The sequence below is a fragment of the Pseudoalteromonas amylolytica genome (assembly GCF_001854605.1).
Taxonomy (GTDB): Bacteria; Pseudomonadota; Gammaproteobacteria; order Enterobacterales; family Alteromonadaceae; genus Pseudoalteromonas; species Pseudoalteromonas amylolytica.
In genome coordinates this window covers 1-16,257 of the sequence record NZ_MKJU01000035.1, presented here as the reverse complement: position 1 = coordinate 16,257, position 16,257 = coordinate 1, and the positions used below count along the sequence as shown (strand labels likewise).

Genomic DNA, 16,257 nt, shown 5'->3' with positions numbered 1-16,257 from the left:
GAACAGAATCAGGGTTGTCAACATAGTATTTAGTCGATACTATTTAATTATGAAACTAAATCACATATACAACAGCGTTGAACGTTTGGGCGATTTGCTTAAAGTGGGAGCGCGTCAGGCAGGTGCAGAGCATGGGTTACAGCCCGTGCACGTTGAGGTATTACACTACCTGTCGATCTGTAACCAATACTCAGACACTCCAATGGCGGTCACTGAATATTTGGGGTTAACCAAAGGTACGGTCTCACAGACACTCAAGGTATTGGAGAAAAAAAGCTTACTGGTCAAAACGATAGATGAAAATGACAAGCGTATCACCCATTTAAAGTTGTCGGTAAGCGGTCAGCAACTCGTGGCAGCGCTGCTACCTACCAACTTGTTTATCAAGGCTTGTGAGCAGTTGTCACCCGAGCAGCAATCAGACATTGATTCGTCACTCAAGTTACTACTTTCGGCGTTACTCAAAGCCAATAATTTAAAGACATTTGGGGTCTGTAAAACATGTCGTTTTAATCAACAAACAAACGATGGCAACTATTTTTGCGGCCTTGTTAAGCAGCCGCTTAGCAAGGGTGACGTACAGCTGATCTGTCGGGAGCATGAATAAATTGAGGTGATGGTTTGTTTTCGACTCGCCGCGCTTAGTGTTCACGCATTGATATCTAGCCTCCTTTACAAAGCCATTTACCTCATCCAGATCATGTAAATAAAAAAGGCCAGACAATGTTGTCTGGCCTTTTCAGTTATTTTGCCGTGTTTAGAACGATAAGTTATTTAAAATCTCATCATCCACATTGTTTGCTAAAGTGACTTTTAGCTTAGGTGTGCGCGCCATTTCACGTTTAATCGCAAAATCAGCTTCTTCGTTACGCGCCCAGCTACGACGTGCAATACCGTTATTCACATCAAACAGTAGCATGGATTTAAGACGACCTTCTGCCTCTGGTGTGCCATCTAGCAGCATACCAAAGCCACCGTTGATCACCTCACCCCAACCTACACCGCCACCATTGTGGATTGATACCCAAGTTGCACCACGGAAGCTATCACCAATCACGTTATGGATAGCCATGTCGGCTGTGAAACGGCTACCATCGTAAATGTTAGACGTTTCACGGAACGGTGAGTCAGTACCGCTCACATCATGGTGGTCACGACCAAGCACTACCGGACCAATTTCTCCACGCGCAATGGCATCGTTAAATTCTTTGGCGATTTGGGCACGACCTTGCGCATCGGCGTACAAAATACGTGCTTGTGAACCTACCACTAGCTTGTTTTGCTTGGCGTCTTTTATCCAAGTGATGTTGTCTTGCATCTGCTGCTGAATTTCCTCAGGAGACTCAGCCATGATCTTGTTCAACACATCAGCGGCAATCGCATCGGTTTTATCTAAATCATCAGAGTTGCCCGATGTACATACCCAGCGGAATGGGCCAAAACCGTAGTCGAAACACATAGGACCAAGAATATCCTGTACATATGATGGATATTTAAAGTCGATGCCATTTTCTGCCATTACATCACCGCCAGCGCGTGATGCTTCAAGCAAGAAGGCATTACCGTAATCAAAGAAATAGGTGCCTTTGGCAGTGTGCTTATTCACCGCATCCGCGTGGCGCTTCAACGTTGCTTGCACTTTTTCTTTGAACACATCAGGTTCTTCACGAATTAAGCGGTTTGATTCTTCGTAGCTGATATCAACAGGGTAATAACCGCCCGACCAAGGGTTGTGTAGTGATGTTTGATCCGAGCCTAAGTGCACAAAAATATCTTGCTCGTAGAAATGCTCCCACACATCTACCACATTACCAATGTAAGCAATTGACACCACTTCTTCATTCGCTTGTGCTTCTTTCACACGCGCGATGAGCGCGTCCATATTGTCGATAAGCTCATCAACCCAACCCTGTTGGTGGCGTTTCGTTGCCGCTTTAGGATTTACTTCTGCACACACCGTAATACAGTTGGCAATGTTACCCGCTTTAGGCTGAGCGCCGCTCATGCCGCCTAAACCTGCGGTTAGGAAAATCTTACCTTTTGGACTTTCGCCCTTGTTCAACACTTTACGGAACGCATTCATCACGGTGATTGTGGTGCCGTGTACGATACCTTGTGGGCCAATGTACATGAACGAGCCCGCGGTCATTTGACCGTACTGAGTCACGCCCAAGGCATTGAACTTTTCCCAGTCATCTGGTTTTGAATAGTTCGGGATCATCATACCGTTGGTCACCACCACCCGTGGTGCTTCTTTTGATGATGGGAATAACCCCATAGGATGACCTGAGTACATATGCAGCGTTTGATCTTCTTCCATCTCACTTAAATACTTCATCGCCAGCAAGTACTGCGCCCAGTTTTGAAAAACAGCGCCGTTACCACCGTAAGTGATCAACTCCTCTGGGTGTTGAGCCACAGCAGGGTCTAGGTTGTTGTCGATCATCAACATGATAGCAGCAGCTTGCTGACATTTTGCTGGGTAATCTGAAATTGAGCGGGCTTTAAGTTCATAGTTTGGCTTAAAGCGGTACATATAAATGCGGCCGAAGTCTTTTAGCTCTTGCGCAAATTCTTGTGCCAGTTCTTGATGCCATTCTTTAGGAAAGTAACGTAAGGCATTGCGAATAGCCAGTTGCTTTTCATCCGCCGATAAGATGTCTTTGCGCTTTGGCGCACGGTTAGCATCTTCTGGATAAGGTTTTGCAGGCGGTAACTTGCTAGGGATCCCTTGTTTTATTTGCTCTTGAAAGTTCATCATCACTCCCTCTTAGTTAACTTTAAATGCTTGTGTTTTAACTAATGCTATCATGGCATCGATATCTGGCTTCAACAGTCTATCTTCTTCAAGCTTGGCCACTTTTTGACGAATTAATGCGAAGTTTTCTTCGATGATGTCTGAACATTTATTCGGACGTCTAAACTCTATCGCCTGTGCCGCATACATCAATTCTATGGCCATGATCTTTTCAAGATTACCAAGGATTTGGTTGAGTTTACGACCTGAGATACTACCCATCGATACGTGGTCTTCTTGACCCATTGAAGTGGGCACGCTGTCCGCTGATGGCGGGAAACACAATGACTTGTTTTCAGTCACCAGCGCTGCGGTTGTATATTGTGGGATCATCATGCCAGAGTTTAAGCCACCCGAGGTGGTCAGTAACCTTGGCAAGCCATGTAAGCCTTCAAGTAGCAAGTAACAACGTCTGTCAGCAATATTACCCAGCTCTGCGGCGGCAATAGATGCATAATCTAACACCATAGCTAAAGGCTGACCGTGGAAACTGCCCCCTGAAATCGCTTCTTCACTGCTTATTACAATTGGGTTGTCTGTCACTGAGTTCATTTCAATCTCAGCCAATTCTTTCAGGTGGTTGTATGCATTGCGCGACGCGCCATGTACTTGCGGAATACAACGCAATGAATAAGGGTCTTGAACGCGATCACAATCGGTATGCGCAGCCATATTTTGTGAGTCTTTAAAGAAGTGTCTCATGCGTGCAGCCACTTCTATGTTGCCAGCAAATGCTCTGATCTGATGAAGCTCTTCTCTAAATGGTGACTGGCTACCTTGCATCCCTTCGATACTCATCGCCCCAGCCAAGTCGGCCAAGTCTAACAGGTAACGCATTTTCGTCAGTGCTGTGATCGCGTGCGATAGAATAAACTGAGTACCATTGATAAGTGCCAGACCTTCTTTGGCATGCAGCTCTAGAGGCTCTAAACCGTGCTCTTTTAATGCTTGTGCGGCAGGGATTGTGTTATCACCGTGCCAAAACTCACCTTCACCAATCAGTGGTAAAAATAGATGAGAAAGCGGAGCTAGATCGCCAGAAGCACCTACAGAGCCTTGCTCAGGTACGACCGGGATAAGATCATGTTCGATAAACGCCAACATACGTTCAACCACTTCTAAGCGAATGCCCGAAAATCCCTGACTCAAAGCATGGACTTTAGTGATCAACATGAGTTTTGAAATGGCTTTGGCGATTGGCTCACCCACACCCACGGCGTGTGTGATTAGCAGGTTTTTTTGTAGTAAGTGGGTTTCTGCTGGTGAAATTTGCGTATCACATAGCGGACCAAAGCCAGTATTAATACCGTAGATGGCTTTATCTGAACTGGCCATAATATCAACATTTTGTCGACTCGCATTAATTTTATCTAGGGCTTGCTGGCAAAGTTCAGCCTTAATACTGCCATCCGCAATCCCGTTTACGATATCCAGAGTGAGTTGATCAACACCATATCTAAACGTCATCATTTTCTCCTAAGCGTTTGTCTTTTCAGAGCAACTACGTGCTTCAATGAGCTAATGCTAACTTGCCCATGATGTTTTATAAATGCATAATAATCGTAATTCATTCCGATTTTATCGAACTAAAAGCAAAACCCAAAAAAGGTAGACATAATGCAAGTCCATGACGTTGATTTACGGCTATTAAGGATTTTTGTGGCCATTGTAGAATGCGGGGGCTTATCCGCTGCGGAGTCACGCCTCAATATCGGTCGCTCTACCATTAGCTCTCATTTGTCTGATCTTGAAGTAAGACTGGGCATTAAACTGTGTAAACGTGGCCGCAGCGGATTTGAATTAACCGAACCTGGTCGCGTTACCTATCAAGCATCTTTAGAGCTACTGCAACAATGTGAAGCATTTGCCACAACAGTTGCCAGCTCCAAAGACGAGCTATCAGGTCGGGTGACTATCGCCGTCATTGATACAATGGTCAGCGATCCACGTTGTGGCGTCGCCAGTGCGATTGCTGCGCTTAAGGCCAGAGGTAACAATATTCAGTTTGATATAAATGTTTGCGAAGCGCGTGAAGTAGAAACATCCGTTGTCAACGGCCGTTCACTGGTAGGACTGGGCGTGAGCAGACACCATTTACGTGGCTTAGATTACTTCCCATTGCATAACGAAACCAACTACTTGTATTGCGGTGTTGGACACCCCTTGTTCGATTGTGAGCCATCAAAAGTTGAGCTGTTATTACCCGATGCTGAAGTGATCACCAGTAATTATATGCGTGATAGGGAAACACGAAACGATGGCCTGAACTATCAAAACAGCGCCATCGCTTATCATGATGAAGGTATTGCCCATTTAATTCTATCGGGGGCATTTATAGGCTATTTGCCTGAGCACTATGCCAGTTTTTGGGTAGACAAAGGTTTATTTAAACCAATTTTGCCAGAAAAGTACTGTTATCAAATCCCCGTGGTGTTGATTTCTTCTAAGAGTAACTCGGTATCGCCGCTTGCCAATGCGCTCATAGAAGAAATCAAACGTTGTCACGTCAGTGCGTGTTGATCAGCTAAACACCGCTATAAGGTTCGCCCATTGTTGCTCAAGCTCGGTGAAACTTTTACCCGTCACCGAGGCGATATCCTCACCTCGGTATACCTTCAAGTAAGCATCTAAACCATAGTTTTCAATGAGGAACTTAGTAAAACTATACCGATACTCTCGATAAATTGTCCAACTAATCAGCCCTTGTTACGCCTATTGCAATCATTCTATTGCTGCACAACCTATAACTCGTAAAAGGCATAATCTTAACTAAACTGAATAAAGTGGTAGCTTGCAATGAGCAGTACAGTCAATGAAAAAGTGTGGGTTGTTGATTCTTTTTGTCGCCTTGTTAACTCAAAGCTCAGTGTTTGCCAAACTCCCCGATGACACATTTACCCAGTTACGTGCGCAAGTCACCGCCGCTGGCCAAACGTCACCGTCAGCAGGCATCGCGGAAATTGACGAGCTTCTAGCGTTGCACAAAGACGCGTTAGCCAAGGCACAAACCATTCGTTTGTTGTATATCAAGTCTTGGTATCAAATCAATTCAGATTTTATCGAACAGGCAATGAATACGCTGGCTGAAGCCAGATTGATGGCCACAGATATAGACGAACCGGGTATTTTGTATAGCTATTACAGCATTTCCGCTAGTGCATTATCAAATGCAGAGCTCTATGAACTAGCGCTGGAAAACAACCTCAAAGCCTACCAAGAAGCGCCCCTACTCAATCGTCCTGAATTTATCAGCCAAACGGAAAATAATATTGGCCATATTTATTTGAAATTGGGACTTTTGGACGAAGCTGAGCACTATTTCCAGCGCTTTTACGACTTTGCCGTAGCACAAAACTTAATACCACAACAAGGCACTGGTTTGAACAACTTAGGGGAAGTTGCTTTGTTAAAAGGTGAGATAGACAAAGCTCATATGTTTCACCAGCAAGCACTCACTATTCGCCAAGCCAACGGGCTTGCCTACCATGAAGCTTGGTCACAATTTAATCTAGGTCGAGTCTATGCCGCCAAGCAGGAAATTGATTTAGCTGAGCACTATCTTCAGCAAGCCATTGAAAACTGGGAAAACAAACATGCCGCCTCTAAAACCCTTCAAGCTAAGCTTGAACTTGCAAAAATTTATTCCAATGAGCAACGCTATGACGAAGCGATGCGCTTACTTGAAGATGTCATCACATTAGGACATGAGCACCGACAGCCTACCTCGTTACTAACCGCATTGAAAATGCACAGTGAACACTTAAAACAAAAGGGTGATTTAAAAGCTGCTTTGGCCGCTCAGGAGCAATATAACCAAGTATCTGATCAGTTTGTCAAAAAACAAGCCGCCGTAAGTTTAGCTTACATGGTGTCTCAAACCGAGTTACAAACCAAAGAAATGGAACTCAAACAACTTGAGCAAACCCATCAAGTGACCGTGGCCATGGCCAAAGCAGACCGCCAACTCGGTTGGTTTATACTCTCCAGCGCAATGTTGATCATTGTCATCACCTGGTATTTTATGTACCGACTCAACAACAAAAAGCGCCAATTACAGACCTTACTCAACCAACTCGAACGTACTCAAGAAAAACTGGTAGAGTCTGAAAAAATGCGCGCCATGACCACTTTAGTATCTGGCATGGCGCACCAATTAAACACTCCGCTTGGACTGGTCATCACGGCAGATTCAACATTACAATCATTGGTGGAGAAACTTGCAGCAGGATTTGCTGATAAGACCCTTACACAAAAACAGCTCGCTCATTTCATCAATGAGTCCACAGAGTTACTGGCATTAAGTCAAAAAAACAGCGAAAAAGCCGCAGATATGGTACAACGATTTAAAATGATGTCTGCCAAACTGCACATGAGTGAATGTTCCACATTTGCGCTGTTGAGTTTTTTAAAAGAAAACATCGGTAGGCTCGCACAGTCGCAAAACAAAGCCATTCACTTTAATCTGTCGGGCGATGACATTGAAGTGACCAACTATGCGCCAGTTTTACTAAAAGTGATCACCCAGCTCATTGAAAACTCAGTAAAACATGGCTTTGTTGACACTCAGGAGCCACAAGTTGATATCACCATACAGTGCGACAAAAAAGACGCGATCATCCACTACAAAGACAATGGCGCGGGTATTCCTTTAGATAAGCGCAAACAAGTGTTTGACCCGTTTTACACCACCCGATTGGGAGAAGGGAATTTAGGGCTAGGTCTCAACATTATCTATAACTCAGTTGTTCACATTATGAATGGTCAGGTGGAATGTGTAGAAGATGCACAAGGTGCGCATTTTGTTATTCGATTTCCTCGAAAAGTTGCAAGTGCAGGCTAAAACGCCTTTGAGCCTGCATAACCTGATTAATACTCTCATGAATCTTCTATAGAATGTGAAAACGTCCAATAATCACTACAGTTTATTTTTGAAAATCGGTACAATGCCAGCGCGGTTCACATTATCGATCCCGCATATCTACAATAACTAAACAAACAAAATACCAATTATTTATTAAGGATAATAACGAAATGAATAAAAGCATTATTGCTGCGCTCATTGGATCCGCTCTAACATTTTCTGCCAATGCTCAACAAGTTAATCTAAATGAAGACGCTGTTTTGGATAGCAACTTAGAAGCTGTTCATCAACGGACTTCTCTCAACGTCTCTTTTTCAGAAAATAACTTTTCTGCACAAACCGATGAGATTACATTAACGGGAAGCTTTATCGAAAATGATGCTATTGTGCAGTTTCATAAAGAAGAAAACGGCGGCAACACCTATTACCTAGGTAAAAAGCTGACAAATACGCTCTATCAAGGTACTTGGTACAATAGCGCACAGGAATCCGGCGATTTTCAATTAGACTTGGCAGCAAGTAATACACCGACATTGAGATCGTGCTTTGATGTTGTTACATACGATCAGACTGCTGCAAGCGGCGTGTATATTATCGAAGCAAATGATACCCCTACAAAACCAGTTTACTGTAATATGGATATTGCACAAGGTGGATGGACACTCGTGGATACAAGAGCTAGATATGGCTTAAACACCCATACGAGTGTTACAGAACTAACCGACCCCATGATACAAACAAACCACTATCTTGCATCAGACATCTGGCAGTATTTAAAGATGGGTGCAACTCAGATGATGGTGACGGACGGTATCAATGACAATTACGCTATTTTTGATCTTTCACTCTTGGAATCTGCAAACTGTCAAGCACTGACCGATGACCTATCCACAGGCACCGTGTTCCATAGTGAATCAGATAGCTGTACATTTGGCGGCGCTGACTATACATACCTAAGTCATCCAACAAACAGCTATTTATTTAGCGCGATGTATATCTATAACATGGATTTCTTACCAATTGAAAGAAGTGGTCGCTACGGCACTACAAGTTCAACAAACAAGATATACTACGCAGCACCAAAGATTCAAATCTTCGTGCGCTAAAGTATTCATTGCCCCTAGTCTCAATGAAGTACTAGGGGCTTTTTTGTCTACATGGCTATTTGTATCGGATCTTCAACTCACACCGAAATAACCTATTGTTATTTAAGTTAACATTGTGATTTTATATACTCAACCTCATCTCTGCCAACAACACCTGTGCCATTGGCCGCTTCATTGAACTTCTCAGAAAAACACATCGCTCTGCGATTACTATATTCACCTAACTGTGTACAGTCTTGACCATGCAGAGGGTCATAAGCCCGGTGTCCTTCTCTGACGCCCCATAACACTTTGAAGTTCAAGTAACAGCTTTGATACCAATAACCAATCAGCTCTTGCTTGGTCGAATCTGCATAATACTCGATACTGATAATGCCCGATGGCGCTGCAAGTGAAGCAGTTGAAGCCACGCCTAAAGATAATACCGCTGTTTGTAATAGTTTTTTTAAATTAAACATTGATGAGTTCCTTTATTTATTATTTATATGAATCGATGATAATCACCATTCGTTTCAATAAACCTCATATCGTTTGGGTTTATCTGCGAAACAAAGTACTCATGCAAAGCGTTTGTCGTCCTATTAAATGTCTATTAATTTAAAAAAATAGAATTTCGATAGATACAGTGGCGCTCAAAAATCCAAGAAAATATGGGTAATCTTTTGATTTAAATACTTACTTACTTCCAAAAAGAGATTACCGAACACAAGGTGTATTTCACAATAAAACCGTAGCTGATTAAGCTGAGTCACCAAACAAGCCACGGTAATTTACGCAGGTAGTTTCATTGCCAACAAAAAAGCGCAGATAATTGCATAATCATCTGCGCTTAACGGGTATTTCTTTGTTATGTGTGATAAACGACTCAGTTCAGTAGCTTAGCCATTGCACTGATAAGCCTATCAACATCATCTCGCGTCACATCTTTATGGGTGACAAAACGCATGCCTTGGTAACCTGGGGTTATGATGATCCCTTGCTCCTTTAACGCTGCACTGATAGCAAAAATATCAACCTTTTCATCAATATCCACCAGCACAATATTGGTATGCACAGCGTAATTTTGAGTATCGAAGCCCGGTAAAGTATTTAGCTGGTGCGCCAAATACTGTGCGTTTTCATGATCTTCGGCCAATCTACTCACGTTGTGGGTCAGCGCATAATAGCCAGCAGCGGCCAAAATACCCGCCTGGCGCATACCACCACCGAGCATTTTGCGTAATCGTCGTGCCTTTTTGATGAAAGCTTCATCACCGAGTAACAATGAGCCAACGGGCGCGCCTAATCCTTTTGATAGGCACACCGTCATCGAGTCAAAGTACTGAGAAATTTCCTTAATATCTACATTGAGGGCTACCGCTGCGTTGTATACTCTCGCGCCGTCTAAGTGCAATGCCAGTTGATGCTTATAAGTAAAAGCACGCGCTTGCTTTAAGTATGCAAGGCTCAACACTTTTCCACCTATGGTGTTCTCTAGGCTTAACAAACGGGTTCGAGCAAAGTGACTATCATCAGGTTTAATTGCGCTGGCCAGTTTGTTAAAACACAAACTACCATCTGGCTCGTTCTCTATGGGTTGCGGCTGTACAGAGCCGAGCACTGCGGCACCGCCCGCTTCGTATCGATAGTTATGGGCACTTTGACCGCACAAGTATTCATCTCCACGCTCACAATGACTCAAAATACCCAATAAATTAGCCTGCGTACCGGAGCTGACAAACAAGCTCGCTGCAAAACCATGGCGCTTAGCTGCCCACTGCTCTAACTCATTAACCGTTGGGTCGTCGCCGTAAACATCATCACCTACTTGTGCATTACTCATAAGCAGGCGCATTTGCTGGCAAGGTTGGGTCACCGTATCAGAACGAAAATCTATCATATCGTTGTTATCCTTAATCCTGCTGTTTATACACAACGCCATTTTTCATCACAAAAGCAACCTTGCTGAGTGCTTTGATATCTTTTTCTGGATCTGCTTCAAGCGCGATAATATCTGCAAACTTGCCAACTTCTAGACTGCCCAAGTACTTTTCCTGTCCAAGTAACTTTGCCGCGGTGCGGGTCGCACTGACCAAGACCTCTTTCGGCGTCATACCGTATTTCACCATAAGTCTGGCCTCATACGCATTATTTCCGTGACGTGATACCCCTGAGTCTGTGCCAAACGCAATATTTACTTTATTTTTTAAGGCGCTGCGAAACGCTTTTTCCATTTTCGGTGCCACTTGACGTACCTTATCTGCAACCGCTTTAGGCATGTTCGGGTTGCTCAACACTTCCTCAGAAACCGTATGGCCTGCAAGCAACGTGGGCACCAAATAAGCATCATGCTCTTTAAACAACTTAATTGACTCATCGTCTAGATATGAGCCATGTTCTATTGAATCTACACCCGCACGCAGTGCTGCATTAATTCCTCCAGTACCATGAGCATGTGCCGCTACTTTACGGCCAAGGTTGTGTGCTGCGTTGACAATAGCTGTCAGCTCATCATCGGTAAGCTGCTGATTTACACCCGCAGCAGTATTGCTTAACACCCCGCCTGTTGCGGTGATCTTAATCACATCAGCACCATGTTTAATAACATCACGCACCGCTCGCTGACAATCATTCGCACCATCACACACACCTAGGCTGTAGTTTACTGTTTGTGTCACATCGTGTCGGTAACCATGCAAGTCAGCGTGTCCACCGGTTGGCGTCACCGCATTACCTGCAGCGAAAATTCTTGGTCCAACGATGGTTTGTGCTTCAACAGCGCGTTTTAAAGGAAAGATCACTTTATAGTTAGAACCCAAATCTCGCACCGACGTAAAACCCGCATCCAAGGTACGCTTTAAATAAGGAATCGAATGTAGCGCGTAATCTGCGTCTTCTTTCGTTAGCCAATTATGAGGATTCGCATCTTTGTCACGCTCAAAAGTCACATGCACATGCATATCTATCATGCCTGGCATCACATAATGGTTTTTCAAATCATATACAGGCACATCAGCCAAACCGAGCGTATTCAATGAGCGATAACCATCATGAATGGCTGCAACCTTACCATCTTCCAGAACCAATGTTTGCTCACGTAACGCGCCCTGCTCGGGTTTAACCAGTACTTTACCAGCATGAATAACGCCATCTACCTGAGCAAAGGCAGTAAAACTCAAAGCCAAAGTTGCCGTGAGTACAGCTATGTTTGTTGTTGTTTTCATTACTTTCTCCCTTGTCATTTATACTACCAATATCATATTGCTCAGCAGCTATGACTGTATTTGCGGTTAGTGACCAAAAGCGCTGGTCAAGCTACGACAGCTAAGTTGAGGCGCTTGCAACTTCACATAAACGTCTCAACTGTTCAATAAATGTTCGTGCTCCCAGCCCTAAACGATCCTCATCTTGGAAAACCAAGTATAGTGAACTGGTGCGCTTTGCGTTGTGCGTCAAAGGTAGGCGCTTTAACACGCCCTGCTCTAATTCTTCTTTTATAGAACTTACTGGCAACCAAGCGAACCCTAGCCCGTTACTGATCATATCTATCGACGTACGTAAATGACTCACCGTCCAACGCTGATGAGCACCAAGCCAACCAGAGTCAGAGCGCTTTGTATGCGCAGAATCTCTCAGCACGATTTGGCGACAAGACTTTAGGTCCTCTAGCGTTAACTCTCTTTTTAACAAGTGCAACGAATGTGTAGGGCTGGCAACCGCAGCAAACTCAACCTGACACAAGTGTTCATTAAAGCCATTGGGCAGATGAATGGGTGAAATCGCAATATCAGCTTGGTTATTTTCAATCAGTTCATGAGCCCCCGAGAGGATCGATTCGATCAGCTCAATACGCAGTAAAGGATACTTTTGTGATGTGGCTTCCAACGCCTGATACAAAACCTGCTGAGCAAAGACCTCATCAACCGCAACACGTAGAGAGGCTTCTACACCTAGTGCTAAGGTATGGCCGACCGCCTCAACCTTTTCAGCTTCATCTAGCAAGTAGTTAGCTCGGCGCAGCAGCATTTCTCCTGCTGCTGTTAATTTGGTTTTTCTGCCATCAACGCTAAAAACCTTCACATCTAAAGATTGCTCAATTTTAGCCACCGCGCTGTGGATACTCGATTGGCTCTTGTGAATTTGTGCCGCCGCTTGGTTGAACCCGCCATGCTCTGCCACCATCCGAAACATCCGCCATTGTTCAAGCGTGATTCTTAACATACTCAGCTGCTTTCCTGTCATTTATAAGCCATTACTCAATAAGTAAAGCATATCACTTTGAAGGTAAAAACGTTTTTCTTCATTTACCCAAAAACACACAGGTGAAAAAATTTGAAAATACAGCTTTACCTCAAGTTAGGTTGAGCTTTTAGACTGCGCTAAGTTTCAAAAAGGAGTACATAATATGTCTAATAGTGTTATTTTATTTTCAAGTGCTAACCAAACAGGTAATACTTACCGACTCGTCACCCAAGTGTTAGAAAAGCTACCAAGTGAGCGCGTGCGATTTATCGAAATAGATAAGCTCACATTTAGCGATTACAACTACGATAACAACTATCCTCAAGATGACTTTTATACGATTGCACAGACACTTGATTGGGCTGACAACATTATTTTTGCCTCTCCTGTCTATTGGCATGGTGTCACATCAAACATGAAACGTCTGATTGACCGTATGACCGAACTCACTGAAAATCTGAGTATAAAACCAATTGGTAAAGGGCTAAAAAACAAACATGGCTTTGTACTGACCTCATCAGCACAGAATCACCCTTGTGAGATTTTTGCCGGATTTTTTGAGCGTTTGTTTCATTATTTTGATATCAAACATGCGGGATTGGTCCACGCTCCATGCACAAATGGGTTCAAGGTTGACCCAGATGAAGTGGCTCATTTGCTAGCACAGCTCCAAGCGCCTCATATCAAGTACAATGGCATGCAAGGGATAGAAATCTGACTAAACCGCAGCAGCGCGTGAGTCAAACAATGACCATATGATCAAACTCATATACACCGTTTTCGAGATTGTAAAAATATGGTCAGCAACCCTAGCGTCACTAAAATCTACACATTCACCGTAAATGCGCTTTACTAAAGCCATTTAACCCAGTAGTTTGATACCAGAAACTTCTTGATTAGCCGATATAAGGATAGCAACATGGCACACTCTCCACTTTCACTGAGCTGCCAATGTAAAAAGGTCAAGGCATCTGTTGTACCAATCTCACCCAAGGTGGCCAATCATCTGATATGTTATTGCAGTGATTGTCAGCAGTTTGCCCACGCACTTAAACGCGCAGATGATGTTTTAAATACATATGGTGGAACTGAAATTGTGCAGGTGCCCGTTTCACACTTCAATATCCTTGAGGGTGAGGAGCACATTGCGTGTTTAAAACTCAGCGAAAAGGGCTTACACCGTTGGTATGCCAAGTGTTGTAATACGCCCATTGGTAATACCCTGACTGCTGGCTGGCCGTTTATTGGCGTGATCCGCAGCTTTATTAATGATCCGTCGCTGGATGAAAAAGCAGGCGCGATCAAGGGCTCTGTACATTTAAAAGATGCCACCGGGTTAGTACCTGACGACTTACTGGGACCACAAGGTCATAAACGCTTAGTACTCGCCACTTTGGTCAAATTAGCCTCTTGGAAGCTACAACAAAAACACACCCCCAACTGCTTTTTTAAGCCAGATGGTACGCCCATAGTTACACCACACATTCAAGCACACTAATCTGTGTGCTTGATGCTCAGAGGCATACCTTTAACACCAGCATAAAAAACCAAGATCTCAACGGGTTCATCCCCTTCATTTTTGCCTTCGTGCCACGTGTTGACCAGCTCAATAATTGGGTCGCCAGGGCCTAGGTGTAATACTTTGCCATCTTCTGATGTCACCGTTAACTTGCCCTTCAACATGACGCCTGCATTGATCATCGGATGTTTGTGTTGCACCACTGTTGCTCCTGCGGGGATGACCACTTTTAGAATGGTCACCTCTGGCTGGCCTTTAGGGTACTGTGGCAGCTGGCTGCCATCCCAGCTTTGTGTGCTTTTTGCTACAACACTGAATGAAACCTCTTTACCTTGCTCTGGCGTACTAGATTCTGCCCCCACAACGCCACTTGCTAACATAGCCGTTGCTACTACCAACTTATTCAACACACTGATCATGCTTACACACCTATTTTATTGAAAGACTTAACTTTCTATAAGCATATAGCAATCTCAGTGCGTGCAAAACCCTGCCTCTAAAAGTAAGTAAGCATGCCGATGCCAATCGCACATAGCCGCTGCAAATGTGACGTATCTTTTTAAATAAAAAACTAAAAAAGCCCTTTACCTCAAGTTAACTTGAGGTTTTAAAGTTACCTCAACACATCACAGGAGGAACTTATGAACAATATTAACCGAGCGTTGGAGCAAACTTTTCTCGACAAGTTCTTTGAGCTTTTGACAAATACAATGAAAAATAAATAGGAGCGAACTATGCGTTTAGAACATGTGAATTTAGTGATTACAGATATGGCACAATCTTTGCGCTTTTATCAAGCCGCATTTCCTCATTGGCATGTCCGCAGTCAAGGCCACGGCGAGTGGTATGGAAAAGCGCGCCACTGGTTACACTTTGGCGATGACTACAACTACATTGCCTTTAGCGATCATGGCGAAGGTGAAAACCGTCAATTAGCAGGCCACCAAACCGGTCTTGGTCACTTTGCCTTTGTGGTGAATAACCTCAGCGCACTCATTGATAGAATGGAACAAGCAGGCTATCAAGTCGATAAAGGCAGTCGTGATAACCCATACCGCCACAATGTGTATTTTATCGACCCAGACGGCTTTGAAGTTGAGTTTGTAGAATACTTTAGCGATCTACCGCATGAGCGTAATAACGATGATTAACCAAGATGGGTGTTGTCATATCGAACAAGCGCTTGGGATTGGGCCAAGCGCACACCTTTAACGGTTATCTGGTGGCACCTATGAGTTAATCTACTGCACAGAGCAATATATTGCTTTTAAGCTTTGGATAACAAGTAACGACACTTCATTGACCTTCGCTTTTATTTTAACGGTGTAACCTGTATAACAAAGCAAACTCACCCCGTAAGCTGCGGAATTTTTTGCGATTGAGCTGCACGGACAACCATGGAAGTTAGAAGAACATGTTAGAAATAAGACCAAATTGCGAGTGCTGTGATAAAGACTTACCACCAGATTCACCTGAAGCGATGATCTGTACTTACGAATGTACGTTTTGCAAACAGTGTGTGGACGAAATATTAGAAAATGTCTGCCCTAATTGTGGCGGCGGTTTTTCACCAAGGCCCATTAGACCTAAAGTGGCAAGGCGTGCTGGATTAAGTATTGATCACCAACCACCCTCGACAAAAAGAGTGCACACAAAATACACTTTAGAGGAGCTAAAAGAGTTTGCGGCGACTGCAAAACATATTTCACCTGAGGATCGATGAACTGGTAAGCGCACATCAAGCAACCGCATT

Annotated in this window: 15 protein-coding genes; 8 read left to right on the top strand and 7 right to left on the bottom strand. The window is 43.9% G+C overall.

Going from position 1 to position 16,257, the window contains the following annotated elements:
• Positions 1 to 49 precede the first annotated feature (49 nt).
• On the top strand, positions 50 to 607 hold the full coding sequence (locus BET10_RS19360; RefSeq protein WP_070987489.1) for a MarR family winged helix-turn-helix transcriptional regulator: 558 nt from the start codon (positions 50 to 52) through the stop codon (positions 605 to 607).
• A gap of 150 nt (positions 608 to 757) precedes the next feature.
• Here the strand turns inward: BET10_RS19360 and BET10_RS19355 are convergent, their stop codons facing one another.
• Together BET10_RS19355 and hutH are read right to left on the bottom strand one after the other, a co-directional pair.
• Positions 758 to 2,758, bottom strand: coding sequence for a urocanate hydratase (locus BET10_RS19355; protein ID WP_070987822.1), 2,001 nt, complete (start codon positions 2,756 to 2,758; stop codon positions 758 to 760).
• A 12-nt stretch (positions 2,759 to 2,770) separates the two neighbouring features.
• Positions 2,771 to 4,264 (bottom strand): histidine ammonia-lyase, encoded by a 1,494-nt coding sequence (gene hutH, locus BET10_RS19350; RefSeq protein WP_070987487.1) that lies wholly within the window; start codon positions 4,262 to 4,264, stop codon positions 2,771 to 2,773.
• Between the two features lie 150 nt (positions 4,265 to 4,414).
• On the opposite strand from hutH, the gene BET10_RS19345 reads away from it, so the two are divergent.
• The 3 genes from BET10_RS19345 (at position 4,415) to BET10_RS19335 (ending at position 8,764) form a co-directional block, all read left to right on the top strand.
• The gene (locus BET10_RS19345; RefSeq protein WP_070987485.1) at positions 4,415 to 5,317 is read left to right on the top strand and encodes a LysR family transcriptional regulator; all 903 of its coding nucleotides are present in this window, start codon (positions 4,415 to 4,417) and stop codon (positions 5,315 to 5,317) included.
• A 292-nt stretch (positions 5,318 to 5,609) separates the two neighbouring features.
• Positions 5,610 to 7,637 (top strand): tetratricopeptide repeat protein, encoded by a 2,028-nt coding sequence (locus BET10_RS19340; RefSeq protein WP_070987483.1) that lies wholly within the window; start codon positions 5,610 to 5,612, stop codon positions 7,635 to 7,637.
• A 191-nt stretch (positions 7,638 to 7,828) separates the two neighbouring features.
• The gene (locus tag BET10_RS19335) at positions 7,829 to 8,764 is read left to right on the top strand and encodes a fibrinogen-like YCDxxxxGGGW domain-containing protein (RefSeq protein WP_070987480.1); all 936 of its coding nucleotides are present in this window, start codon (positions 7,829 to 7,831) and stop codon (positions 8,762 to 8,764) included.
• A 107-nt stretch (positions 8,765 to 8,871) separates the two neighbouring features.
• Here the strand turns inward: BET10_RS19335 and BET10_RS19330 are convergent, their stop codons facing one another.
• The 4 genes from BET10_RS19330 to BET10_RS19315 all read right to left on the bottom strand — a co-directional run bounded on the left by BET10_RS19330 (position 8,872) and on the right by BET10_RS19315 (position 12,964).
• The gene (locus BET10_RS19330; protein WP_070987479.1) at positions 8,872 to 9,222 is read right to left on the bottom strand and encodes a hypothetical protein; all 351 of its coding nucleotides are present in this window, start codon (positions 9,220 to 9,222) and stop codon (positions 8,872 to 8,874) included.
• A gap of 407 nt (positions 9,223 to 9,629) precedes the next feature.
• A complete protein-coding gene (gene ltaE, locus BET10_RS19325) occupies positions 9,630 to 10,643 on the bottom strand; it encodes a low-specificity L-threonine aldolase (protein WP_070987477.1) in 1,014 nt (337 codons plus the stop codon).
• 13 nt (positions 10,644 to 10,656) lie between these two features.
• The gene (locus BET10_RS19320) at positions 10,657 to 11,967 is read right to left on the bottom strand and encodes a metal-dependent hydrolase family protein (RefSeq protein WP_070987475.1); all 1,311 of its coding nucleotides are present in this window, start codon (positions 11,965 to 11,967) and stop codon (positions 10,657 to 10,659) included.
• A 100-nt stretch (positions 11,968 to 12,067) separates the two neighbouring features.
• Positions 12,068 to 12,964, bottom strand: coding sequence for a LysR family transcriptional regulator (locus BET10_RS19315; RefSeq protein ID WP_070987820.1), 897 nt, complete (start codon positions 12,962 to 12,964; stop codon positions 12,068 to 12,070).
• Positions 12,965 to 13,148: 184 nt separating this feature from the next.
• Here BET10_RS19315 and BET10_RS19310 point away from each other — a divergent pair, with 184 nt between their 5' ends.
• Both BET10_RS19310 and BET10_RS19305 read left to right on the top strand, forming a co-directional pair.
• Positions 13,149 to 13,703, top strand: a complete 555-nt coding sequence (locus tag BET10_RS19310; RefSeq protein WP_070987473.1) for a flavodoxin family protein — start codon at positions 13,149 to 13,151, stop codon at positions 13,701 to 13,703.
• 201 nt (positions 13,704 to 13,904) lie between these two features.
• Entirely contained in the window at positions 13,905 to 14,483 is a 579-nt protein-coding gene (locus BET10_RS19305; protein ID WP_070987471.1) for a DUF6151 family protein, read from the top strand.
• Here BET10_RS19305 and BET10_RS19300 read toward each other — a convergent pair.
• Positions 14,480 to 14,923, bottom strand: a complete 444-nt coding sequence (locus tag BET10_RS19300; protein WP_070987469.1) for a cupin domain-containing protein — start codon at positions 14,921 to 14,923, stop codon at positions 14,480 to 14,482. The two genes, BET10_RS19305 and BET10_RS19300, sit on opposite strands and share 4 nt — an antisense overlap.
• Before the next feature lie 315 nt (positions 14,924 to 15,238).
• On the opposite strand from BET10_RS19300, the gene BET10_RS19295 reads away from it, so the two are divergent.
• Positions 15,239 to 15,655 carry a VOC family protein gene (locus tag BET10_RS19295; protein WP_070987467.1) on the top strand — a complete coding sequence of 139 codons (417 nt, stop codon included), beginning with the start codon at positions 15,239 to 15,241 and terminating at the stop codon, positions 15,653 to 15,655.
• A gap of 263 nt (positions 15,656 to 15,918) precedes the next feature.
• Positions 15,919 to 16,227 (top strand): DUF1272 domain-containing protein, encoded by a 309-nt coding sequence (locus BET10_RS21245; RefSeq protein ID WP_083330433.1) that lies wholly within the window; start codon positions 15,919 to 15,921, stop codon positions 16,225 to 16,227.
• Positions 16,228 to 16,257: the final 30 nt, after the last annotated feature.

Coding starts and splice junctions, on each gene's coding strand:
- BET10_RS19360 (WP_070987489.1), top strand. CDS start 50: ATGAAACTAAATCACATATACAACAGCGTTGAACGTTTGGGCGATTTG.
- BET10_RS19355 (WP_070987822.1), bottom strand. CDS start 2,758: ATGAACTTTCAAGAGCAAATAAAACAAGGGATCCCTAGCAAGTTACCG.
- hutH (WP_070987487.1), bottom strand. CDS start 4,264: ATGACGTTTAGATATGGTGTTGATCAACTCACTCTGGATATCGTAAAC.
- BET10_RS19345 (WP_070987485.1), top strand. CDS start 4,415: ATGCAAGTCCATGACGTTGATTTACGGCTATTAAGGATTTTTGTGGCC.
- BET10_RS19340 (WP_070987483.1), top strand. CDS start 5,610: ATGAAAAAGTGTGGGTTGTTGATTCTTTTTGTCGCCTTGTTAACTCAA.
- BET10_RS19335 (WP_070987480.1), top strand. CDS start 7,829: ATGAATAAAAGCATTATTGCTGCGCTCATTGGATCCGCTCTAACATTT.
- BET10_RS19330 (WP_070987479.1), bottom strand. CDS start 9,222: ATGTTTAATTTAAAAAAACTATTACAAACAGCGGTATTATCTTTAGGC.
- ltaE (WP_070987477.1), bottom strand. CDS start 10,643: ATGATAGATTTTCGTTCTGATACGGTGACCCAACCTTGCCAGCAAATG.
- BET10_RS19320 (WP_070987475.1), bottom strand. CDS start 11,967: ATGAAAACAACAACAAACATAGCTGTACTCACGGCAACTTTGGCTTTG.
- BET10_RS19315 (WP_070987820.1), bottom strand. CDS start 12,964: ATGTTAAGAATCACGCTTGAACAATGGCGGATGTTTCGGATGGTGGCA.
- BET10_RS19310 (WP_070987473.1), top strand. CDS start 13,149: ATGTCTAATAGTGTTATTTTATTTTCAAGTGCTAACCAAACAGGTAAT.
- BET10_RS19305 (WP_070987471.1), top strand. CDS start 13,905: ATGGCACACTCTCCACTTTCACTGAGCTGCCAATGTAAAAAGGTCAAG.
- BET10_RS19300 (WP_070987469.1), bottom strand. CDS start 14,923: ATGATCAGTGTGTTGAATAAGTTGGTAGTAGCAACGGCTATGTTAGCA.
- BET10_RS19295 (WP_070987467.1), top strand. CDS start 15,239: ATGCGTTTAGAACATGTGAATTTAGTGATTACAGATATGGCACAATCT.
- BET10_RS21245 (WP_083330433.1), top strand. CDS start 15,919: ATGTTAGAAATAAGACCAAATTGCGAGTGCTGTGATAAAGACTTACCA.